Genomic DNA, 22518 nt, shown 5'->3' on the forward strand with positions numbered 1-22518 from the left:
GGCGAGTGACTGCTTGCCCGAGCGGTGATTCGCAGACCCGCAGCAGGGACGCGGTGCGGGTTCAGCGGATGCCCGTCACCTCGGCCACGGTCGACATGATCTCGCCGACCGAGACGCCGTCACCGCTGCCCAGGTTGTAGACCGCCTCGATCGGCTCCCCGGCATAGTGTCGCTTCGCCGCAGCGACATGCGAGACCGCCAGATCGGCGACCTGGATGTAGTCGCGAACGCAGGTGCCGTCCGGCGTCGGGTAGTCGGTGCCGTTGATGCGCGGGGTGCGCCCCTCGGCCGACGACGTTGAAGTACCGCAGTGAGGTGTGGCGCAACCCGGCGGCGACTCCCTGATCACGGAGGAGCCACTCCCCGATCAGCTTCGACTCGCCGTACGGCGACTCCGGGCTCTTCGGAGTCGACTCCGTGACGATGTCCACGTCCGGCGTCGCGTAGACCGCCGCGGACGACGAGAAGACAATCGCGTCGACGCCGGCGTCCTGCATGGCGGCCAGGAGCACAGCGGTCGCGGTCACGTTCTGCTCGTACGTGTGCAGCGGACGCTGCACCGAGACGCCCGCGTACTTGAACCCGGCGACATGCACGACGCCACTGATCCGGTTCTCGGCGAAGACCGACGACAGCAGCTCGCTGTCGAGGATCGTGGCCCGATAGAAGGGGACACCGTCCGGGACGAACTCCGCATGCCCGCACGACGTGCGTCGCAGCCTGTTCCGACGCTGTCTAGCGCCGCGTGGTCGACGAAAGTGCTTGTGCCGGATTTGAGAAGCGGAGGCTAATGGCAAGTCCAATGAAGGCGATGATCATGTAGAACAGCGTCATTGCAGCCGTCAGGCCTTCCGGAGTTCCGCCTGGATTAGACATGGCTCCGAAGATTGTGACCACCAGCGTCTGAGTGTCCGCACCCGCAACGAAGAACGTCAGGTCGAAAGACCCGAGCACCCGGACGAAGGCGAGAACGCCGGCGGCTACGATTCCCGGGGCCAACAGCGGGATGAGCACGTCCTTGAACAACCGCCAATTGTTTGCTCCGAACACGCGCGCCGCGTTCTCAACTTGCGGCGAGATCTGCTCGACGAACGGAACCGTGATGAGGACTACAAGCGGGAGGATTGGCACCAGGTTGACGAGGATGACAGCAAGCAGGCTGCCGCCGAGACCGAACCGGTACATAAGTGCGGCGAGTTGCACCGCATAGGTGAGGGTCGGCAGCACGACCGGCATCAGAATCGCCAACATCACCGCGGAGCGTCCTGGGAACTTCTTGCGAGCGAGGACATATCCCGCTGGGACGCCGATGACCAGTGCAAGGAATACGTCAGCGATGGCCACTTCGAATGTGGTGATGATCGAGGGCTTGAACTGCGGGATCTCGAGGACTTCTTTGATCCAGTCGAATGTAAAGGTTGTCGGCCACCAGGTTCCGCCCCAACTCTGTGCGAACGAGGCGACGATCACCGAGAGCAGCACGGCGAACAGTACGGCGATAAAGCATGCTGCCGCGAACCAAGTGATAAATGAGGTGAGGCTGAAGCGGGAGAGCATCCGCGGCCGCGGCCCCCCGGATCGAGACTTGGCAGAGATGAAGGGTGTCGTAGTCGCCATTAGCCTTTTCCTCCGACGGCGGGGCCCTTGTAGAGCAGGGATCGGATCAATGTCATCACACCGAGCACAATGAGTTCGATGATCGTTAGGACGATCGCGATAGCGGAGGCCGCGGTGTAGTCGGACTGTTGTGCGGCTGCCTGGTAGATCGGGATCGTGAGTACGTGGGTCTGGTTATCGGGCTGGCCGACGAGAATCGCCGAGGGGAAGATCGCAAACGACTCCACCAGTGCCAGCATCAGCGCAGTAAGTACACCGGGCAGCGCGAGCGGAAAGATGATCTGCCAAAAGCGAGCCGACCGGCTCGCCCCGAGGCTTGCCGCCGCGTTCTCCAGAGAGCGGTCGATCCCGCCGAAGAAGCCCATCATCATGAGGAAGGCGAACGGCGCCGTGGTCAGCACGGCGGCGATGAACGTGCCCCAGTAGTTATAAAGAAAGTTTCCCTGTGGCAGGCCCAGTGCCTTCAGTGCCAAGTTGATCCACCCAAACGGGGCGAACGCCCGGCTCATGCCCTGAGCGATGAGGATGCTGCCGAACGTGAGCGGCAGCATCATGAGCAGGGTGATCGTCTTACGCCCGCGGAAATCACGGCGCGCCTGATAGGCGATCGGGGCAGCGAACACCACGCTGAACAGGGCAACAGGAACGGCGAGCGTCAGCGTCCGGAGGATCGAGCTCACCTGATAAGGGTTAGTGAAGAAGTCGATGTAGTTCTGGAACGGACCGCCCGAACGGGGCTGGAACGAGATTGAGATTCCGTACAGGAACGGATACAGAAAGAGCCCTGCGAGCACGAGAATCGCCGGCAGTAGGAGCAGGAGGCTCCAGTCGATTCCTCGCTCGGAGAGACGGTGCCTAAGCGGCTGTCTGGCCGCAGACGCGTTGCCGCTCGACGCGGTGGTTGCGCTAGCCAACGGTTTTCACCTGCCCTTCCTCGTCGATGTGTGCCTCGTCCGAGTAGACGAGGACGCGATCGGGCGAGATCTGGAGCCGCACATCGTTCCCAGCGCTGACCTGCTCGCCGGTGCGGAGGTGGATAACGATGCCGCCCCGGGTTCGGGTCTGCACGGCGAGCTCTCGACCGTGGTACTCCACGACCTCGGCGATCACCTCGAGTCCATCGGCCGCGGTCCCTGCGCTGAGTTTGACGTCCTCCGGTCGGATGGCGACCGTGACTTTCGCTCCGGGCTGGGGCGCGCCGGGAGACCTGAACGTCCCGAGCAGCCGCTGGCCGTTGAGGTCGACCTCAATGGTTCCGTCCGAGCGCGACGCCGAGGCGACGGCACTGAAGAGGTTGCGGTATCCCATGAAGCCGGCGACGTACGCCGAGACGGGGTTGGTGTATACCTCCTCCGGGGTGCCGGTCTGCTCAAGCTTGCCGGCGCGCAGCACAACCAGGCGGGTCGCGAGCGACAGCGCTTCCTCCTGGTCGTGCGTCACGTACAGCACCGTGAGCCCGCGCTCCTGGTAGAGCCGCTTGATCTCGGTCCTGAGTTCCACGCGCAGCGAAGCGTCCAGGTTGGAGAGTGGCTCGTCCATGAGCACGATCTCGGGGTCGATTGCCAGCGCCCGGGCGATCGCCACGCGCTGCTGCTGACCACCGGAGAGTTGTGCTGGCAACCTCCCGGCGTGCTCGCTCAGCTGCACGAGCTCTAGGGTCCTTGATGCCCGGGTGGCGCGCTCGGGGCGCGCCACCTTTCGCATCTTGAGCCCAAATTCGACGTTCTTCTGCACGGTCATGTGCGGGAAGAGCGCGTAATTCTGGAACACCATTCCGAAGCCGCGCTTCTCGGTAGGGAGGTTGTCAATGCGCTGATCATCACGCCAGATGGAACCGCTGGTCAGCGGCTGCAGTCCGGCCATGCATGCCAGCGCGGTCGACTTTCCGCACCCCGAGGGGCCCAGGAGGGCAACGAACTCTCCCCGTCCGAGGCTAAGGTCCAGATCGGTCAGCGCGAAGCTTCCCTTGCTGTATGACCGCGACACGTTCCGCATCTGCAGTCGCTCGAACTGATGCTTCTTGGTCGCTCGGATCGAGGTGGTGGTCATTGTCTTACCGGATTTCCATTGAGTTGCGGATGATGGTCGTTACTGGCCGACGGAGCTGCCGATGTTCTGCTGCCAAATCGTGAAGGCATTCTGCAGCGCATCCGGCGTCAGCGGAACCCGAACCTTGCCGGTCTTCAGAGCCTCCGGGTAGAAGTCCGGGCGGCCCCACTGCTCGACGAACGCCTTCACCTCGTCACCCGAGTTGTCGGTGGTCACGTTCTTGTTCGCCGTCGTCAGCACACCGGTGCTCAGGCGCTGCTTCTGCGCTTCCTCACCTACCATGTAGGACTCGAGCTTCAGATCCACGTACAGCGTCTCCGGGCTGACGCCGGCCGGGATCATCGAGTAGTGGCCGTCCGTGATCCAGTTCTGGTTCTTGAACAGCGTGATACCCGTACCAGCAGGGTAGGTTCCCGCTTTGCGGAACGAGATGTCGTGAGAGATGACCGTCGGAATCACCTGAAGCTGGCCGCCGCCAAACTGCTGGGCAAGCAGCGATGAACTCGACGGGTAGCTGGTGACGTACTTGCCGAGATCCTTCAGGTAGGCCCAGGTCTTGGTCCAACCATGAACCGGCTCGGACGGGTCGCTGTCACCGAGAATGTAGGGAAGCGTCTCGATAAACGCCCGTCCCGAACCGGAGTTGGCAGGCTGCGCGTACGAGAATTTGCCCGGGTTGGCCTTGGCCCACGCGAGGAGAGCCTGTGGCGTGTTCGGGGCATCCGAGGACGTGACGGGCGACTGGTAGTCGATAAAGGGCCCGTTCTGGTCGTAATTGATCAGGATTCCCTGGCCGTTGCTAGCCTTCTGGAAGTTCGATCGACCGGCGTCCTGGATCTTCGTGAAATCCGGAAGGCTGGACGCGTATGCGGGAAGCTGGGTCGTTAGCAGCTTTTGTTTCTGCAGAGAACCGAGTACATCCGGACCGCCGAGTACCAGCGAGGTGGTGACTGCACCGCCTGAAGACTGCGCGAGGAGCTTGCCGGCGACATCGGTCGCCGCTGCCGTCTGATAGGAGACGCTGGAAACAAGGTCAGGGTTGGCCTTCACAAACGCGTCAATCGCAGCCTGACCACCTCCCTTGAGGTCGCCGCCGCCATCGAGGATGGTGAGCTGGATGGGCTTGCTCGGCTTGGCCGGCTTGGCTGTCGAGGTCGATGCCGCTGTCGGAGCGCTCGGGGCGCTGCATGCGGTCAGGCCAAGAGCGGCCACGACGACGATGGATGCGAACATGCCGATCTTTCGGCCGACTCGCTTGGTGTCACTGCTGTGTGCCACGGGGGTCCCTTTCGTAAATACGACGCTGTACTTCGCAGCCCATCTCTGATGATCGTCGATGTCGGATGCCGCGAGGACTGCTCATCAGAATAGTGATCGTTCACCCTAATGTCAAAGGTATCCAGATTCGCCAATATGTTGCGGCAGGATCAGAATTGCATCGACTTGCTCATTGCCCATTTCTGAGGAGCATCGGGTGAAAAAGTGAACCATCACGATTTCAGTTCGTTACCCTGGTTGACATGTCAAGCGTGCACATCATCGTCCTACCCGGTAGCGGCTATCAACGCCATGCTCCTCATGAGGGAGAGCCCGTCGCGCAGTGGTTGCGCACGCTCGGATACGAAGCGACCGTGCTCTGGTACCCCGTGCCAGCTCGGCACCCCGCCCCCCTTCACGCCGTGGAAGGTCGCATTGCGGAGCTTCGCGCTGAAGGCGTCAAAACCGTTGTGCTGCTTGGCTTCTCCGCCGGCGGACATCTTGCCGGTCAAGCCGCGCTCACCCTCGCCGAACCCACCCGTCCAGACGCAGTCGTTCTTGCATATCCGGTCGTGTCGATGATGACCGAGCATCACGCTATCTCGCGTGAGAACCTCCTCGGCCGCGATGCGACCGAGGAGGAGAGGCGAGCGGCGTCACTCGAACTGCTCGCCCGCCGGGATGCTCCCCCGTTCTTTATCTGGCACACCGCGGAAGACGCGTCGGTGCCACTAGAGCACAGCCTTCGACTCGCTCATGCGCTATCCGTCGCTGAGGTTGACTTCGAGCTCCATGTTTATCGGGCAGGCAAACATGGAGTGGGCCTAGCCGAGGGCATCGCAGGAACGCGGGACTGGACAGAACTGTGCGCAAGGTGGCTCTCACAGACCCTTCAGAATCTCCACTGAAGTCGGAGTCATCACTGTCGTTGACGGCTTACTGTGATTGCGCTCCTGCCGAGCCACCCTGCGTTGAGATCGCGCCAATGATCGGCTGCGTATACCGGCCTTTCGGTCACGGCGACACCGCGACATAGGCCGCATGCCAACGGTTACACCGACCGCGACCGCAACACCGTCGTCCTCCACCGCAACCTCGCACCCGGCCTAGCCGCCAAGACCCTCATCCACGAGGCAGCACACATTCACCTCGGCCACGCCGACAACCTCGACGAGTACCGGCAGCACCGTGGGCGGATAGAAGTGGAAGCCGAATCCACCCGCATTGAAAAAGCTGCTTGCCGTCGTGCCGTCGGATGCGTTGCGCGATCAGATTGAACTAGCTGGGAAGACGGATCGACCTTTCCGCCAATAGGTATCTCGCCTCAGTGGCCGCGCGCGGCCAACTCGCGGCTGATGCCGGCGAGCCCAGTCTCGAGTGCCCGCAGCTCGGACAGGCTGAGGCCCCCGAGAACGTCGCTTCCGAGCTCGGGCCGCTCGCCCATCAGCTGACGCACCGCCGCACGCCCGAGTTCCGTTGCCGTCACCCGGCGAATCCGCTGATCGGCGGTGTCGGTCGACCGCGTCACCAGTCCCTGCTCGACCAGTCGATCGATCAGCTTCGACATCGACGCCATCGACACACTGAAGGTCGCGGCCAGTTCGTTCGTCGCCGCGCCCTCCTCGCTGGTGACGACGACGGTGAGCGCTTTGAGCTGATGAATGGTGAGATCGGTGGCAAGCAAGGGTTGCAGCATCCGGGGAACCGAGCGGATGGCGATCGCCAGGGTCAACGCCTCGATGTGACGCAGAAGCTCGCCCCGGCCCTCTTCCGACATGACTTCACCGTACAGTCCCAGTCGAAACACAGGATGGATTAGTTAGTGCGAGGCTAAGCTTTTCTCGCAAGCATTCGATCCGGAGCCGTGTCGGGAGCTCATCGTCGTCACCCGAGCCGGCGTGGGTCGGCGTGCGCGCCCATCCCGGTTCTCGGCGCGCTCCGCGTAAGCGAGAAGGAACCAGATGACCAGTTCGGCAGACCATCAGGACATCGATCTCGAGGCGCTGCGGGCGAAGTACGCCGCGGAGCGCGAGCGGCGCATGCGCCCGGACGGCGCGCGGCAGTACCGCCGCGCCGCCGGCGAGTTCGGGTATTACGCCAAGGACCCATACACGCCGCCGACCGAGCGCGCACCGCTCGACGACCGCGTCGAGGTGCTGGTGATCGGCGCGGGCTTCGGCGGCCTGCTCACCGCGGCCAAGCTCCGCCAGGCCGGCGTCGGATCCGTCCGGATCATGGACGAGGCGGGCGACGTGGGAGGTACCTGGTACTGGAACCGATACCCGGGCATCCACTGTGACATCGAGTCGTATATCTACATGCCGCTGCTGGAGGAGGTCGGCACGATGCCGAAGTGGCGATATGCACCCGGCGAGGAGATCCGTCGACACGCCGTCGCCATTGCCGAGAAGTTCGACCTCTATCGCGACGCCGTCTTCCAGACTCGCGCCACAGCTCTGACCTGGGACGAGGAAGAGAACGAGTGGCTGGTCGAGACCGACCGCGGCGACCGGATGCGTGCGCGGTTCGTCATCACGTCCTCCGGCACACTGACGCAGCCGAAGCTCCCGGGCATCCCCGGCATCCCCGGCATCGAGACGTACACCGGCCACACGTTCCACACGAGTCGGTGGGACTACGGCTACACCGGAGGCGACCAAACCGGCGGCCTCACGGGCCTAGCCGACAAGAAGGTGGCAGTGGTCGGCACGGGCGCGACCGGACTCCAGGTCGTCCCTCACGTTGCCGAGGATGCCGGCCACCTCTTCGTCTTCCAGCGCACCCCCTCTACGGTCGATGTCCGTGACAATCGGCCGACCGACCCCGCCTGGGCGGCGTCCCTGAAGCCAGGCTGGCAGCAGGAGCGGATGGATAACTTCCTGACGGTGCTCGCCGGCGAACCGGTCGAGGAGTTGCTCGTCACGGACGGTTGGACGAAGACGGTGCAGCTTCAACGCAAGATGCTCTCCGGTGCCGTCGACACGAGCGTCCCGGCCGAGCAGCGCGAGTTGGAGGATGAGCTCACCGACGCCCAGACGATGGAGCGACTCCGGCGCCGCGTCGAGGAGGTCGTCGACGATCCGGCCACCGCCGAAGCCCTCAAGCCGTGGTATCGCTACATGTGTAAGCGTCCCGGCTTCAGCGACCTGTATCTCCAGGCGTACAACAAGCCGAACGTCACTCTCGTCGACACAGCTGACGCAGGCGGGATCTCCCGGATGACCCAGACGGGCATCGTCGTCGGTGACAGCGAATACGAGGTCGACTGCGTCATCTTCGCCACTGGCTTCGAGACCGGCCTCTCGGGGGTGCTGTCGGGCACCCTTCCGGTTATCGGCCGCGACGGCTCCTCCCTACTCGAAGCATGGGCACGCGGCCCGCGCACGCTGCACGGGTTCTACACGCACGGCTTCCCCAACCTCATGCAGCTCGGCGCACTCCAGAACGCGAACTCGGTCAACTTCGTGCACATCCTGGAACGCCAGGCCGAGCACATCGCCGCCGTGATCGCGCGCAGCTACGAGGTCGGCGCGATCCGCGTCGAGCCGACAGTTGAGGCGGAGGACGCGTGGGTGCGGACCGTGCACGAGACGTCCGCGGACATGCGTGCCTTCGCGGCGGCCTGCACCCCGGGGTACTACAACGGCGAGGGCACGGCCTCGGCGACCGGCATGACGTTCAGCCCGGGGCCGATCGTGTTCCACCGCCTGCTTGAGAAGTGGCGGAAGGGTGACATGGGCGACGTACTCGTGAGCGCCAACGACTTGGTCGCCCTCCCGTGACCCGGCTCAGCTGGAATGACACATCGCGCCGCTGGCCTTCGGGCTGATCGGGTCAGTTATCGGCGTGCCAGCTCTCCCAGCCAAGCGAGACTCGGTTTCGGCGTGCGCACGAAGGTCTCGCGGTCCACGGCGATCAGGCCGAATGTCGGGCGCCACGATCCCCACTCGTAGTTGTCGAGAAGGCTCCAATGCAGGTAGCCACGGACGTCGACCCCGTCCTGAATCGCGGACCCGAGGCCGAGCAGGGCCTGCTCGGTGTAGGCGATCCGGCGCTCGTCGTCATCCGTGGCTATTCCATTCTCAGTGACCAGGATCGGGGTGCCGTCCGTCACCTCGTGGTGTGTCGGACTGCCAGGCCGAGTGCATCCGGCCGGAAGGACGTTCCGACCTGTGTGTTGTCGGACGCGGGCGGGTGGGGCTCGATGCCGTCCATCCCCACCCATTGGGCCGAGTAGGACTGAACGCCGACGAAATCGTCGTCCTTGGAGACCTCGAGGTACTTGTCTTCCCAGCTGAACTGCAACTCCTCGAGTACAGCCTCCGCGCCTGGTCGGGCTTCGAACGCACGGTTGGCCACCGTCCACCCCACCTTCGCGTCGGTCCGCTGGCGCAGGATGTCGCGTGCCGCCACGTGAGCCTCGATCAGCCTGTCGCCCACTTCCGGGTCGGGGACAGGGAGCGTCGGGTGACGCTCGTCGTCGATCGTCGGACTCTTCCATTCCGGCGGCAGTTCGCCGCGCTTCATCGCCACCTGCAGGCCGACCATCATGGCGAGCATATTCGGCTCATTCATGGTCGCCACCCACTTCACATCGCCGAGGATGGCGCTGGCCGCGGCAACGAAGGAACTGAATCGGTCTGCGGAATCGCGCGCCATCCAGCCGCCTGCCTCCGCGAACCAGCGCGGGCTGGTGAAGTGGTTGAGCGTGATGACCGGCTGCAGTCCGAGATTTCGCGCGGTGTCGATCATGCGCCGGTAGTGGGCCAGCTCGGAGCGGGAGACTTCGCCGGGAATCGGTTCGATGCGCGCCCACTCGATCCCGAACCGGTACGCGTTGAGGCCGGCGTCCGCGAGCAATCGCATGTCCTCCGCAAAGCGGTGGTAGCTGTCCACGGCATCGCCGCTGCGCTCCATGCCCGGCATCCGCCGTTCGCGCTCCCACCAGTCGCTGTTGACGTTGTTGCCCTCGATCTGGTGCGGCGAGCTCGAAGCCCCCCAGAGAAATGTGCGATTTTCGGTCATGCTATCGATCTCTCTCTCTCTCGTGTCGTTCCGGAGGGATCAGGCGCGCAGGAGGGCTTGTGCGCGGCCGACGGCGTGATCCGGCACCCGCCCGTCGGCGATGGAGGCAAGTGCGCGCGCGATCGACTCACCCAAGCGGAGGTTCTCGGAGCCGACCGAACCGGCCGTGTGGCCGGTGAGGATGACGTTCGGCAACGTGTAGAGCGGCGAGTCCGCCGCCGGCGGCTCAGGCCAGGTCACGTCGAGCACGGCAAGCAGATCTCCGCGCCTCGCGAGCACATCCGCCAGGGCGGTCTCGTCCACGAGCGCTCCCCGCGCGGTGTTGATGAACGCTGCTCCCTGAGGGAGCCGCTCGAGCAGATCGCTGCCGATCAGATTCTCCGTCTCGCCGGGGATGAGGGGGGCGTGCACACTGACGACCCGGGACCGCTCGAAGAGTGCTTCTAGAGCGGCGACGCGCTCGACCTCCTCGGCGGAGAACACATCGTCGTCCACGAAAGGGTCCCAGGCGAGGACGCGAGCCTCGTACCGGCGCACGCGCTGGCGTACTTTGCGTGCGACGGAGCCGTAGGAGACGAGCCCGACAGACTGTCGATACGAGCCGGCTGCCGCGCCGGGCCCCGGCAGGATCCCGGTCTCGCACATCGTCCGCGCAGCGCTGTGCGCTCCTTTCACAGCAAGCAGGAACTGGGCTGCGACGAAGTCGGCCACTGCCTCGTTGTTGACCTCCGCCGCCGTCACCACCGTCACGCCTCTGCTCCAGACATCGGCATCGACCACCTCGCGGATGCTCCCTCCGATGTGGAGGATCGCACGCAAGGAGGGCATCCCATCCAATGCCGCCTCGTCGATCGCGGGAGTTCCCCATCCCGTGACAACGACGTCGGCCTCAGCGTCCGCGGCCCAGCCCGACTCCCAGGGAGCTGTTTCAAGGTCGACCAACTGAATCCCCTTAGCGACGTGCAGCGCTCCCGGCGCGAGCACAAGTCGACGAACCCGCGGATGGACGGCCAGCAGGACGCGGGTCATGAATTTCCTTCACGGGCGGCGAACCGCCAGTCTTCGAGCTGGTGGACTTCGCTGTCGAGCAGCGCGGGATCGTCGCCTGGTAGGAACTCGACGAGCACATCCGTCACCTTCGGCAGCCGCACGATCCGCTCGAACGCCTGAGACCAGAGGCCGGGCCGCGTCGCGAGAAGATGCCGATCGAAGGCGGCCCCCCAAGAGAATGCGTGCGCCGTGGAGACGCGAGCCGCAAGCGCATCCAGGTCGTCCAGCGCCGCCGCGTCCGGCGCGCCGACCCGCGGCTGCCAATAGGTGCTGACATTCGACGGCAGTTCGTCGAGCAGCTGCAGCGTGGATGCGGCCGTATCGGCCAGGGTGCCACTGTGGAACTCCACTGCCAGTTCGATCGATGCCTCTGCAGCGAGCTCGGCCATGCGGACGAGCTCGGCTGTGGTGGCGGCGCGGGAGACCGCGTCCGCCTTGGCGGAGTCGCTCGGTCCGGCCCAGATCCGGATCCGTGGGGCTCCGAGCGCGCGAGCGCTCTCGATCACCGGCTCGATCGACTCGGCCGGCCCTTGAGCCCACGGGAAGCGAATGTACGAGCCGTACGAGCAGACCTCGATGCCGGCGGCTCGCGTCGCTTCACCGACACGAGTCGCGAGAGCGATGTCCCCTGCTGGGAGGTGGACGTCGGAGCCCCATTCGATGGACTGGACACGGGCAGCCACGGCCCGTTCGATCACCGTTTCCGGATCATCGGCACGGAAGGTCACCGAGCACAGACCGATCCGCGGCCGGTGTCGGGCGGCGTTCGGGACGAGGTCGTCAGATGATCGGAGCGATGTCACGCTGCACCTCCAGGAGATCGCGGAGAGGCCCGAGGTCCTCTCCGAAGTCGATGGCGTCGGATCCGAGCGGTTCCTCGAAGTCGAGTCCGACGCGGGGAAGGATGGATCCGCGCACCTTGAGTCCGGTGATGCCGGCCGTCAACGACGACGGCGCCATGTCCGTGATGTCCACGCACAGGTTGTTTCCGTTGGTCACGTTGATTCCCCAGTTCACGGTGCGGGCCCCGAAGTATGGCCCCCCGTCGAGCGCTCCGCCGGGAACCGCGTCCTTGTTCGTCAGGGTGATCGCAGTGCGGAGGTTCTCGAACGGGAGCTGCCGGTGCGAGTCGAAAGTGCCGGTGTGCATTACGCCACGCCGATAGACGTTTCCGCTCGAGTAGCCCTCGACGTTGAGGCCGTGCAGATAGCTGCCCTGGACGGCTGGGACCGTGAAATCGTCCAGCCGGAAGTCTTCGATCAGGTTGTCGTGAGACTGCACCCGGCAGGCGACGAAGTGGTGCAGCGAGCGACCACCCGCCGAGACGCCGGAGAGCTGGCACGACTTCGCCGCGGTCAGCGCGAAGGCAACGTCGGCGTTGACCACGTGAACATCGCGCGCCCAGCAATCGGAAACGGCCTGGAATCCGACACCGTTTGAGCCCGGGTTCACGTTGTGCGAGGTCTGGACGCGCAAGTGATTCTCGATCGTGACACCTTCGACACCGCTGTCGTGCACACTCGGGAGGAGCGCTCGGATGCGAGCAGCTGTTCTGATCGGCAGCTTCAGCGGCTGCTCCAGTCGAACATTCACTCCGTCGACGGCCATGACGCGCACCGGCCACTGCCAGGCGTCGAAGTCCCCGAATCGCTCCGGTCCGGCGATCGTCGCCGCGCGGGTGTCCCAGTTGTACGACTCCGCGCCCGGGATGTCGCCCGCCATGCTGCGCAGCAGTGCGTGATTCTCGTCGTCGTCGACTTCCACCAGAATGAGATCGCCGGCTCTCAGCCCGACGATCCCGTCGACCTCCAGCTGATAGGAGCCGCGCTCAGCCGGGCGAATCGAGCCGAGGATGTCTCCGGTCAGCCATCCTTCGCGGTTCGGCCGCACACCGGCCCACGACGCTTGCGTGCTCGAACGGAATCGCTCCCGGCTGATGAAGAATACGTTCCCGCCGTTCCACGACCACCCGCTGCTGCCGTTCAACGGGGCCGCACCGAGCGACTCCTCGAGGGTCCTGCTGAAATACAGCGTCGTCCGGTCACTTCCGCGACCACGGATGACGACGTGCGAACCGTGGACGAGCAGGGGGTTGTCCAGGATGTACCGGCCGGCATTGAGCTCGAGCACTCCGCCGTCCGTTTCAAGCTCGTCGAGAAGTTCTTGAAGCGCTCCGGAGACTTCCGCATCGCCGGGGACAATGCCTCGTTCCGCAGCGCTCACCACGCGCTTGGGCTCGACAGGCGGCCAGACACCTCGACGGTAGCCTGCCCGTCGCCAATCGCCGATGCGATCGTTCGTCAGCGGTGCGGCTGCCCACTCGGAGAGCACACGACCGACCGACACCGTTGGATTCGCCGTCTCTGCGGCGGCGCTCGCACCGGCGTCCGCGCTCATCGGACCGCCTTCACCTTGGCGAGCACTATGATCCCGCCGGGGAGCGCGCACAGGCCGCCGAGAAGGTAGAGCAGGGTGTAGTTGGCGTGACCGGCGACCGCCCCGATGCCGATGAGCACTGCACCGAGGAGTGGCGCGATCGCGCTGGGGATCTTCTGGGCAAAGGTGATGATGGCCATGTAGCGGCCGGCCTCCTGGCGCGAGGGCAGAACGGCGATGACGATCGCCTGGTCCACAGCCACGAACGCGGCTATCGCGAGGTTCATGATGAGCGATCCGACCACCAGTGCGGAGAAGGAGAAGGCGAACGCCTCGATGCTCGCACCGAGCGCGAAGAGCAACGCGCCGATCGCGGTGAAAAGCTTCCTGCGTCCGAGCTTGTCCGAAAGGAAGCCGCCGCCGATAGCGCCGAGCGCGCCCGCCACTACGCCGATCATCCCGATGATCGCGGCGGTCCCGGCGACGTCGGCGACAGGAAGGTTCAGCCGTTGCGAGTAGAAGAACGTCGAGAAGGCGGTGTTCGCGTAGAGCCCTAAGAAGAAGAGGAACCGGCCGAGCAGGTTCCAGGCGAAGTCCGGGTACGCCCGTGGGCTGAAGACGTATGCCGCGAAGATGCTGCGCGCAGAGATGGCCTTCGCCGACTTCGGCATTCCAACCGAGCTTGCCTCGCCACCGAAGAAGAGGTAGCCGGCGATGAAGACGGTGCCGATGATTCCCGGAAGGATGAAGATGAGGAAGACATTGCCGTGGAGAGCCGACGCGAGCGCGACACCGAAGATCGGGGCGACCTGACCGGTCATGCCGATGAGCCCGGATGCCTTCCCGCGCTGTCGATCGGGGATCCGGTCAGCCTGAATGGCCTGAACCGCCGACAGCACAAGTCCCCAGCCGAAGTTGGCGAACACCCAGGTCACCATGACGACCAGGACGCTCTGTGCTTGACCGATGACGAACAACGCCGCCAGACCGATGATCACGCCCGCGATCATGAAGGGACGACGACGACCCAACCGCGACCGGACACGGTCGCTCCACATACCCGTCAAGGGGCCAGTGACGACGATGATGGCGGACGCGACGCCCGTTGCGACGCCCAGCAACCCCTCGTGGCCAGGGGCGAGCCGGTCGATCTGCAGAGCCAGCGAGTACGAGAGCGGCACGATGAACGCCAAGCCGCCGCCGAAACTCGCAAGTGTGAGCAGCGCGATGTGCCATCCGGACATCTTCTCGAGTTCCGGCTGTGCGGAACTCACGACGGTCGGGCCAGCTGGGGCCACACCGGTGGCCTCCGCCGAAAAGGCCAGGTCCTCTGCGATCGTTTCGACCTCACTAGCTTCGGTCTTGTCCTCCGCCATTTCGACTCCTTCGTCCGCGGAACTCGCCCATTTCGGGCTGGAGTTAGCTAACCATAGTGGTAACCTAAGGGCAAGCGCTTTCTTGACTCGGTGCTTAGACTTATGGGTGGAAGCGGGGGTTCGAGGCGGACCGTCGCAGTGGAGGTGCGGATGTCGACGACGGTGCACGCCGTGAATGCCCGCGCAACCTCCCGCCGCGAAGCACTCTTCGAAGCAGTGATCGAGAGCGTGGGCACGCACGGGTTCGAGCGAGCATCGCTTCGCGACATCGCCGCGCGGGCCGGCATGTCTCACGCTGGGCTGCTTTCACATTTCTCCTCGAAGGAAGAGCTACTCCTTGCCGCGCTGGAGAACGCCGAGCAGCAGGACCACCGTGAGGTGAGCGCCATCATCGCGCAGGGCGCGTCCGACCGTGAGGTCATCGAGACCCTCGTCCGGCGGGCGACCGACGACCGCGACAAAGCCCGCCAGTGGCTCGCGCTCGTGGTCGCCTCAAGCGACCCGACGCACCCCGCGCACGAGTACTTTCGGGAGCGACATGCACGATTTCGCCGGCAGGTGGAACTCGTGGCAGCGAATCCGGACAACGTCACCGTCGGGTTGTTCGACCCAGAGACCCGCGCGACCCTCTACCGCGCGGTGCTCGACGGCTTGCGGCTCGAGTGGCTGGTGAGTCCCGAGACGGACGTGGTCGCGGCCGCCGGACGGTTCACCGACCTAATTCTTCGGACTCGCGTGCGCGACTGACGAATCGACAGCGAAGCGCCGGCTGTGGCCCTCGAGGGCGCAGCCGGCACGTCACCGTACCTGACGACGAGCGTCAGGCGAGCTGTCGGTCAGCGGGTGAGCACACGCTCCTCGATCATTGGCTCGTCGTCGTCCTGCTCGAGCGAATGGCCCTCGGCGTCGAGGTTTGGCAGGATTCGGTCCAGCCATTTCGGGATCCACCACGCCCAGCTGCCGAGCAGAGAGAGCAGCGCGGGCATCAGGATCATTCGGACGATGAACGCATCGGCGAGCACTCCTACGAAGAGCCCGAACGCAATCGATGCGGCCACCGTCATCGGGCTGGTGGCGAAGCCCGCGAAGACCGTGGCCATGATGAGCGCGGCGGCCACCAGCACCGGCGCGGACTTGCTGAATCCTGCAGTGATGGCCTCCTTCGGTGAAAGACCGCGGCGGTGCATCTCCTGGATCCGCGAGCCGAGGAAGACCTGGTAGTCCATCGCGAGTCCGAAGAGGATACCGACGAGGATGATCGGGAGGATGCTGAGCATCGGGTCGCCTTGGGGTGCTGGTAGCAGCCCGTCCAACCAGCCCCACTGGAACACCGCGACGCTTCCGCCGAACGACGCCGCCACCGAGAGCAGGTAGCCGAGCGTGGCGACCAAGGGAACCAGAATCGAGCGGAAGAGGACGATCAGGAGCAGCAGCGACAGCCCGACGATCAGGATGACGTACTCGATCAGCGCCTGGCGCAGCGCGGCGTCGGAGTCGATGCCGATCGCAGTCTCTCCCGTCACCTCGAGGTGCACCCCGCTGACGGAGCCTTCGTGGTCACGGATGTCCGCCACGAGATTCTTCGTGCCTTCATCGATCGGACCGCCTGTGGGGATGACCGAGATGAGAGCGATGTCGCCCGCCTTGTCGACGGCACCCGGTACGACGGTCTGGACGCTTTCGAGAGTATCGAGCTCGGCGACGACTTCCGCCGTGCTGCGGCTGATGTCCCGGCCCTCTGCAAGGACGATCAGCGGGCTCTGCACACCGCCGAACTTGTCGACGACGAGGTTGTACGCCTGCCGCTGCATGGACGCCGGGTCGAGGCCGCCGGGAAGGCTCGAGGCGGTCTTCATGCTGAGCATCGGGATGGCGACGACACCCAGGATGACGATGCCGCCGAAGATGGCGAGGAGCGGGCGCCGGACGGTGAACCTGCCCCATCCTGTGAGGAACGATCGACGCCGGCGCTTTTCAGGGAGGGGCTTGCCCGCGGCGAGCGCCACGCGTTCCTTCTTCGGCAGCGCGCGCAGGCCGAGCGTACGCAGGAGTGCGGGCAGCAGGGTCAGCGACATGAGTACGGCGATCAGGACGCCGAACGCGCCCGCGACGCCCATTTCGGTGATGAAGCCAATGTTGACGACGCTGAGCCCAAGCAGCGCGATGATGACCGTCAACCCGGCGAAGACGACCGCGGTGCCAGCGGTTCCCACGGCCCGGCGGACCGCGTCCTGCACCGAGCGTCCGTCGCGGAGCTCAGCGCGGAACCGGGTGACGATAAAGAGGCTGTAGTCGATTCCGACGGCGAGGCCCAGCATGTTCGCGAGGGTGAGCGTCGTGTCCTGGATGGGGTGGAAGGCGCCGAAGCCGAGGATTCCGAGGGTGCCGACGGCGACTCCGCTGAACGCGACGAGAAGATTCGCGCCGGCCGCGAGCAGCGACCCGAAGGTCACTAGGAGCACGAGGAAGGCCACGAGAATCCCCACGATTTCACCAGGGCCGAAGGGCGGCTGAGTCGCGTCGACCAGTGCTCCGCCTACGAGCACCTTCACGTCATTCGGAGCGTCGTTCGCGAGGTCGACTGCTTTCTCATACGCGGCGGTCGCTGCCTCGTCGCTCATCGTGTCGAAGGTCAGCGTCGACACAGCCGTCGTGCGGTCCTTGGAGACGTACGGGCGGGTTTGGTCGAACGGGTCGGAAACCGACGCGATGTGCGGCAGCTCCTGCGCGTTTTTCAGCAGAGAGTTCACCCCTGAAGCGACGGCGGCGTCCGTGATGTCGGATCCGTCCCGAGTCTGCACGACGAGCTGAAGAGACTTCCCGGCGTCCGACGAGCCGGTCGACGGGAACTCCTCGTTCAGCACGTTCAGTGCCTTGGATGCGGCCGTCGAGGGCGTGGAGCTCGAGCTGCCGCCGTCTGCCGGAGATGTGATGGCGATGCCGGTGAGTACGGTAAGCGCTGCGAGGATGACGATCCAGGCGCTCGAGACGATGATGCGGTGCCGGGCACTGAATGCGCCGATCCGCGACAAGAGACGTGGCATGAGACTCCGTTTAGAGAGGTGGCCGCCGCAGGGGCGGGCTAGGACTCTCCCAATGGTTGTGTCACCTGGCGATCGCCGAATCGTCCGATCGAAGCGAGTGATCTACTGCGTTCGCAGTAGATCAGGCGCCGAGCCCTGCTTGGAAGGCGAGGGCGACGAGCTGTGCGCGATCCCGTGCACCGACCTTTGCCATGGCGTGGTTTGCGTGGGTCTTCACGGTGAACGGTGAAACGAACATCTCCGCTGCGATCTCCTCATTGCTCTGACCGGACGTGATCGCGACGACCACGTCGAGCTCGCGAGGCGTGAGTGACTGGAACCGGGCGACCAAAGCGGTGTCGACCTCGCGATGCTGCGTCTCGGCGACACGCCCGATGACGACCGCCGCGGCCGCCGCAGACAACGCCCCACCCCCGGCGGCGACCTCCGCCACACCGGCGGCGAGTTCCGTCGGTCCGACCCCCTTCCCCAGGAATCCGTTGGCGCCCGCACGCAGCGCCGCGAGGACGTTCTCGTCGTGCTCGAAGGTCGTCAGGACGAGCACCTTGACCCTGTCGGGAGGAAAGTTCGTCCGGATGCGGCGGGTGGTTTCGACGCCATCGATGCCGGGCATCCGAATGTCCATGAGAACGACGTCAACCGGTTCGGATTCGAGCACGGCGAGGGCCGCGAACCCGTCGGGGGCGTCGGCAACGACGACGATGTCCGGGAGCGCGTCGAGGATGGTTCTGAGCCCCGCCCGGATCATCTCCTGGTCGTCGACGATGAGGACTCTGATCATGTGACGACTCTCCCTCGCATGTCCATCACCGCGGACACCTGGAAGCGGGACGCCTCGTCCTCGATCGACAGGCGTCCGCCGACCGACTCGACCCGTTCCCGCATCCCTACCAGACCATATCCGTCTCTGAGCGTCGCACCGACTCTTGCCGGGTCCCGATCGTTCTCGACCCGCAACCGCATGCGTGAACCCTCTGTCTGCGCTGTGAGGGCGACGGTACCGACTCCGTGTTTCTGGGCGTTGGTGAGCGCCTCCTGCACGAACCGGAACGCGGCGACACTCACACCCTGGTCGATCGCGTCGTCGAGGTCGAGCTGAATCCGCTCATCGATCAGCATCCCCGCATCCGCGAACGCTCTGGCGAGTACCGCGATCTGGCTGGCGGCCGGCACTGGCCCCACGCGCTCAGCCGTCGTGTCGCCTCGTCGCAGGATGTCGAGAATGTGCTGGATTTCGTGGAGAACTTCCTGAACCCCCGCCCGCGCGGCCTGCAGCGCCCCTCGGGCAGCGGACGTGTCCGAGCCGAGGCAGACCTCGGCAGCGCCCAGGTTCATACTGATCACGGCCACCTCGTGCCCCACAGCATCGTGAAGGTCACGAGCGATCCGGATCCGTTCCTCCGCCACCCGGCGCTCCGCTTCGATGTCGCGCGTCGCGATCGCATCGGCCGTCCGTTGGCGAAGCGTCTCCCAGTAACGTTGCTGTGCCCGGACGGCAACACCGGTCGCCCCGAAGGCGACGATCAGGGTGGCCGCGATCAGCGCATCCGGCGCGCCCCAACTGCCCTGACGATAGACGATGGCGAGATACACGACGACCGCCGAGAGGATCGACGCCACCAGCGCACGTGCTCCCCGAACGGTGGCTGAGAACAGCGTCATCGCGACAATCGTCCACGCCGCCACCGCCTCGTCACTGTACAGGGCGGAGGCGACAGCACCCGCGACGACGAGCACCAATCCACACACGGGATAGCGCCTGCTGACGATCACTCCCGCTGCGGAGAACGCGATTCCGACGAAGCCCACCGGCGAGAAACCCGAAAGGAGGAGAACGCACGCTTCCGTGAGGACCGCCAGAATGCTGGCGACGAACACCACGCGGTCCAGCAAATGTCCGCGCAGATACCAGACCAGACGCGGCCATTCCTCCCCGTGCTGTTTCATCACCCCCCTATTGTCCGCGGCGCCAAGTGCGCGCAGGTACTGCATCTGGATGAGATCCGTCGCTCCGTTTGTACGACGACGCCGGTGGCACATCGGTCGACGATGGAAGAACCACCAGAGAGAGGTTGCCATGAGCAAGAAGAACCCTCGTGCCGCGACATCGGCCCACGCGTAGTTGCCGCTTCGTCTCCCGAAATGAGAGACTTGTCTCAGTTCACCGATACTGAGGCCGGGCTCCGACGGCTTCGACGCCCTAAGGAGTGCAGTGCTTCGCTACCCGTTCAACGACCACTGGCAGTTCGGGCCCTTGATCTCCGTACACGAGGCGATCAACGTCGCCGGTCCGGGTGATGCAACGATCACATTGCCGCATGACGCGATGTTGGCCGGCGGTCGCTCCGCGGACCATTCCGGCGGACCGCAGACGGCCTACTTCAAGGATGGGAAGTGGTCATACGAGAAATGGTTCGATGTCCCTTCCGAGTGGGCAAACAAACGTGTAACCCTTGAGTTCGAGGGTGTTTACCGAGACGCTGCGGTGTACATCAACGGAGCCCTTGCCGGGCAGTGGGCCAACGGCTACTCGACCTTCTATGTGGCGGCGGACGCATTTCTTCTCTACGGAACCCGAAACGCAATCCGGGTGGACAGCCAGGCCCACCAGGACTCCCGCTGGTATTCGGGCGGTGGGATTTACCGCCCGGTGAACATCCTCATCGGCGACCTGGTGCACGTCACACCTACTGGCTTACGGGTATCGACGCCCGATGTGGATGATGACCTTGCTTCCGTGGTCATTCAAACCGAAATCGCCAACGAAGACATCGGCACCCGGATCGCAGATGTGGACGTGGAGGTCCGCGATGCTTCCGGCGCTATCGCCGCTACTGAGCGAACTCGAATCACGCTACGGCCAGGTGACGTCACGGTCGCAAGGCAGCGAGTCTTTTTGCACCGCCCGAACCTCTGGTCCGTGGATACCCCGACTCTCTACGAGGCACAGGTGCGAGTCCAGGTCCCGGGCGAGAGCACGGACGAAGCATCGACCACCTTCGGCGTACGAACGGTAACTGTGGATCCCGTACGCGGGCTCCGCATCAATGGCGCGAGTGTGAAACTCCGCGGTGGTGCCATTCACCACGACAACGGCATTCTGGGAGCCGCCGAGTTCCAAGCTGCAGCCGACCGACGCGTGCGACTCCTGAAGGAAGCAGGATTCAACGCGATCCGTTCCGCCCACAACCCCATCAGCCGCGAACTGCTGGACGCCTGCGACAGGTTCGGAGTCCTGGTGATGGATGAGGTCTTCGACATGTGGACCGTCCCAAAGTCCGGGGACGACTACTCCAAACGCTTCTCACTGTGGTGGGAACGCGACATCGACGCCGTCGTAGCAAAAGACTTCAATCATCCCAGCGTCATCCTCTACTCGGTTGGAAACGAGATCATTGAAGCAGGAACTTCGCATGGCGGACGGTACGGGCGACTCCTCGCTGACCGCTTGCGTCAGCAGGACCCGACCCGGCTGATCACCCACGCGCTGCAAGGGATGTACATCGGCCGAGACAAGATCCCTGAGCTTCGCGCACAGTCGCAGAAGAGCGCGGAGATCCAGGGCATCAACGACTACCTCGGTCAGGTGACCGAGATGATCAAGATTCTGGTCACCTCTAACACCGTGAGCGAACGCCTATTGGAACCTGCATCCGCGCTCGATGTCATGGGGCTCAACTATGGCGACGACCGCTTCATGCTCGACAAGGAGCAGCATCCGAATCGCGTCGTGCTGTCGACCGAGAGTTTCCCAACGAAAATCGACGAGATCTGGCGACTCGTGATCGAGAACGCGCATGTGATCGGCGACTTCACCTGGACGGCGTGGGACTTCCTCGGAGAGGTTGGAACCGGGCGTCACGTCTATCCCGAAGATGAGATCGTTCATCGGGCGCCTTACCCCTGGCTGACGGCAGAGGAGGGAGATCTCGACATCGTCGGGCGACGAAACCCGCTCTCCTATTATCGGGAAGCAGTATTCGGCCTGACGGACACCCCCTACATTGGCGTACGTAAGTACCGACAAGACGGCTTCTTCATCGAGCCGCGCGCCTGGACATGGAGCGACGTCGCGGCGAACTGGACCGTGGACGCGCCCCCGGGCACGCCATTGCATGTTGAGGTGTATTCGACCGGTGATTCGATCGAGTACCGGCTCAACGGCGCCGCAGTCGCATCGGCGGAAGTGGGTACAGACCGCCCATGTCTCGCCGCGGCAGAAATCCCCTACGAGACGGGTGTTCTTGAAGTAGTCGCCTTCCGCGACGGGAAGGAGATCGGTCGATCGCAAATTCAGACAGCCGGCCGGCCGGCCTCCATCGCTTTGAACGTCGATCGCCGCGGGGCTCCCGCCTCTGACCAAGAGATCTTCTTTGTCGACATCACCTTGCGCGACGACGCTGGTGTTCTCGTCGAGACCGACGACCGCGTCGTAACCGTCGAACTCGAAGGCCCAGGGCTTCTGCAAGGGTTCGGAGCGGCGACTCCGGCCACTGACGAAACCTACCTCGGCAACGCTGCGACGACATATAAGGGCCATGCCCTTGCGGCGGTCCGGTCGACCGGCGAGGCCGGAACTGTGCGACTGATTACAAGCACGCCTGGCCTTCCGACAGCGAGTGCCACTGTCGAGCTCAGCTAGCTGTGGCTGCCAGCAACCATTAGGTGGCCCAGAACATCGAACCGCACTAGAACCCAGAACGGAGGGCGGCGTCGAGGATGCG

Annotated in this window: 18 protein-coding genes and 2 pseudogenes; 5 read left to right on the plus strand and 15 right to left on the minus strand. The window is 64.5% G+C overall.

Annotated elements, in window-relative coordinates:
• Positions 1-67 precede the first annotated feature (67 nt).
• From AB4079_RS09375 to AB4079_RS09395, 5 genes and pseudogenes are all read right to left on the minus strand, one after another.
• A pseudogene (locus AB4079_RS09375) lies at positions 68-719 on the minus strand (NAD-dependent epimerase/dehydratase family protein); the annotation flags it as partial.
• Positions 720-735: 16 nt separating this feature from the next.
• Positions 736-1617, minus strand: a complete 882-nt coding sequence (locus AB4079_RS09380; RefSeq protein ID WP_441787025.1) for an ABC transporter permease — start codon at positions 1615-1617, stop codon at positions 736-738.
• Positions 1617-2531 (minus strand): ABC transporter permease, encoded by a 915-nt coding sequence (locus AB4079_RS09385; protein ID WP_441787026.1) that lies wholly within the window; start codon positions 2529-2531, stop codon positions 1617-1619. Before AB4079_RS09385 ends, AB4079_RS09380 begins: the two co-directional genes overlap by 1 nt.
• Positions 2524-3666: an ABC transporter ATP-binding protein gene (locus AB4079_RS09390; protein WP_441787027.1), complete on the minus strand. Its 1143-nt coding sequence runs from the start codon at positions 3664-3666 to the stop codon at positions 2524-2526. Before AB4079_RS09390 ends, AB4079_RS09385 begins: the two co-directional genes overlap by 8 nt.
• A 39-nt stretch (positions 3667-3705) precedes the next feature.
• Positions 3706-4899, minus strand: coding sequence for an extracellular solute-binding protein (locus AB4079_RS09395; RefSeq protein ID WP_441787028.1), 1194 nt, complete (start codon positions 4897-4899; stop codon positions 3706-3708).
• Between the two features lie 287 nt (positions 4900-5186).
• On the opposite strand from AB4079_RS09395, the gene AB4079_RS09400 reads away from it, so the two are divergent.
• Positions 5187-5831 carry an alpha/beta hydrolase gene (locus AB4079_RS09400; protein WP_441787029.1) on the plus strand — a complete coding sequence of 215 codons (645 nt, stop codon included), beginning with the start codon at positions 5187-5189 and terminating at the stop codon, positions 5829-5831.
• A 150-nt stretch (positions 5832-5981) separates the two neighbouring features.
• Positions 5982-6200, plus strand: a pseudogene (locus AB4079_RS09405) (ImmA/IrrE family metallo-endopeptidase); the annotation flags it as partial.
• Between the two features lie 47 nt (positions 6201-6247).
• Here AB4079_RS09405 and AB4079_RS09410 read toward each other — a convergent pair.
• Positions 6248-6700, minus strand: a complete 453-nt coding sequence (locus AB4079_RS09410) for a MarR family winged helix-turn-helix transcriptional regulator (RefSeq protein ID WP_441787030.1) — start codon at positions 6698-6700, stop codon at positions 6248-6250.
• 184 nt (positions 6701-6884) lie between these two features.
• Here AB4079_RS09410 and AB4079_RS09415 point away from each other — a divergent pair, with 184 nt between their 5' ends.
• A complete protein-coding gene (locus AB4079_RS09415) occupies positions 6885-8705 on the plus strand; it encodes a flavin-containing monooxygenase (RefSeq protein ID WP_441787031.1) in 1821 nt (606 codons plus the stop codon).
• A 56-nt stretch (positions 8706-8761) separates the two neighbouring features.
• On the opposite strand, the gene AB4079_RS09420 is transcribed toward AB4079_RS09415, so the two are convergent.
• The 6 genes from AB4079_RS09420 to AB4079_RS09445 form a co-directional block, all read right to left on the minus strand.
• Positions 8762-9037, minus strand: a complete 276-nt coding sequence (locus AB4079_RS09420) for a family 1 glycosylhydrolase (protein WP_441787032.1) — start codon at positions 9035-9037, stop codon at positions 8762-8764.
• Complete coding sequence (locus AB4079_RS09425) at positions 9034-9948, minus strand: family 1 glycosylhydrolase (RefSeq protein ID WP_441787033.1); 915 nt, start codon at positions 9946-9948, stop codon at positions 9034-9036. The genes AB4079_RS09420 and AB4079_RS09425 overlap by 4 nt, the downstream gene beginning before the upstream one ends.
• Positions 9949-9987: 39 nt before the next feature.
• Positions 9988-10977, minus strand: coding sequence for a hydroxyacid dehydrogenase (locus AB4079_RS09430; protein WP_441787034.1), 990 nt, complete (start codon positions 10975-10977; stop codon positions 9988-9990).
• Positions 10974-11696, minus strand: a complete 723-nt coding sequence (locus tag AB4079_RS09435; protein ID WP_441787035.1) for a sugar phosphate isomerase/epimerase family protein — start codon at positions 11694-11696, stop codon at positions 10974-10976. Before AB4079_RS09435 ends, AB4079_RS09430 begins: the two co-directional genes overlap by 4 nt.
• Positions 11697-11778: 82 nt before the next feature.
• A complete protein-coding gene (locus AB4079_RS09440; RefSeq protein WP_441787036.1) occupies positions 11779-13395 on the minus strand; it encodes a hypothetical protein in 1617 nt (538 codons plus the stop codon).
• The gene (locus tag AB4079_RS09445; protein ID WP_441787037.1) at positions 13392-14750 is read right to left on the minus strand and encodes an MFS transporter; all 1359 of its coding nucleotides are present in this window, start codon (positions 14748-14750) and stop codon (positions 13392-13394) included. Before AB4079_RS09445 ends, AB4079_RS09440 begins: the two co-directional genes overlap by 4 nt.
• A gap of 150 nt (positions 14751-14900) precedes the next feature.
• Here AB4079_RS09445 and AB4079_RS09450 point away from each other — a divergent pair, with 150 nt between their 5' ends.
• The gene (locus AB4079_RS09450; RefSeq protein WP_441787038.1) at positions 14901-15497 is read left to right on the plus strand and encodes a TetR/AcrR family transcriptional regulator; all 597 of its coding nucleotides are present in this window, start codon (positions 14901-14903) and stop codon (positions 15495-15497) included.
• Between the two features lie 89 nt (positions 15498-15586).
• Here the strand turns inward: AB4079_RS09450 and AB4079_RS09455 are convergent, their stop codons facing one another.
• The 3 genes from AB4079_RS09455 to AB4079_RS09465 all read right to left on the minus strand — a co-directional run bounded on the left by AB4079_RS09455 (position 15587) and on the right by AB4079_RS09465 (position 19741).
• Complete coding sequence (locus tag AB4079_RS09455; protein WP_441787039.1) at positions 15587-17794, minus strand: MMPL family transporter; 2208 nt, start codon at positions 17792-17794, stop codon at positions 15587-15589.
• 121 nt (positions 17795-17915) lie between these two features.
• The gene (locus AB4079_RS09460) at positions 17916-18575 is read right to left on the minus strand and encodes a response regulator transcription factor (protein WP_441787040.1); all 660 of its coding nucleotides are present in this window, start codon (positions 18573-18575) and stop codon (positions 17916-17918) included.
• On the minus strand, positions 18572-19741 hold the full coding sequence (locus AB4079_RS09465) for a sensor histidine kinase (protein WP_441787155.1): 1170 nt from the start codon (positions 19739-19741) through the stop codon (positions 18572-18574). The genes AB4079_RS09460 and AB4079_RS09465 overlap by 4 nt, the downstream gene beginning before the upstream one ends.
• Positions 19742-20006: 265 nt before the next feature.
• Between AB4079_RS09465 and AB4079_RS09470 the strand changes: the two genes are divergently transcribed.
• Positions 20007-22436 carry a glycoside hydrolase family 2 TIM barrel-domain containing protein gene (locus tag AB4079_RS09470; protein WP_441787041.1) on the plus strand — a complete coding sequence of 810 codons (2430 nt, stop codon included), beginning with the start codon at positions 20007-20009 and terminating at the stop codon, positions 22434-22436.
• Positions 22437-22518 lie beyond the last annotated feature (82 nt).

It is taken from the genome of Leifsonia sp. 2MCAF36 (assembly GCF_052115525.1).
In the GTDB taxonomy this organism is placed as follows: Bacteria; Actinomycetota; Actinomycetes; order Actinomycetales; family Microbacteriaceae; genus Leifsonia.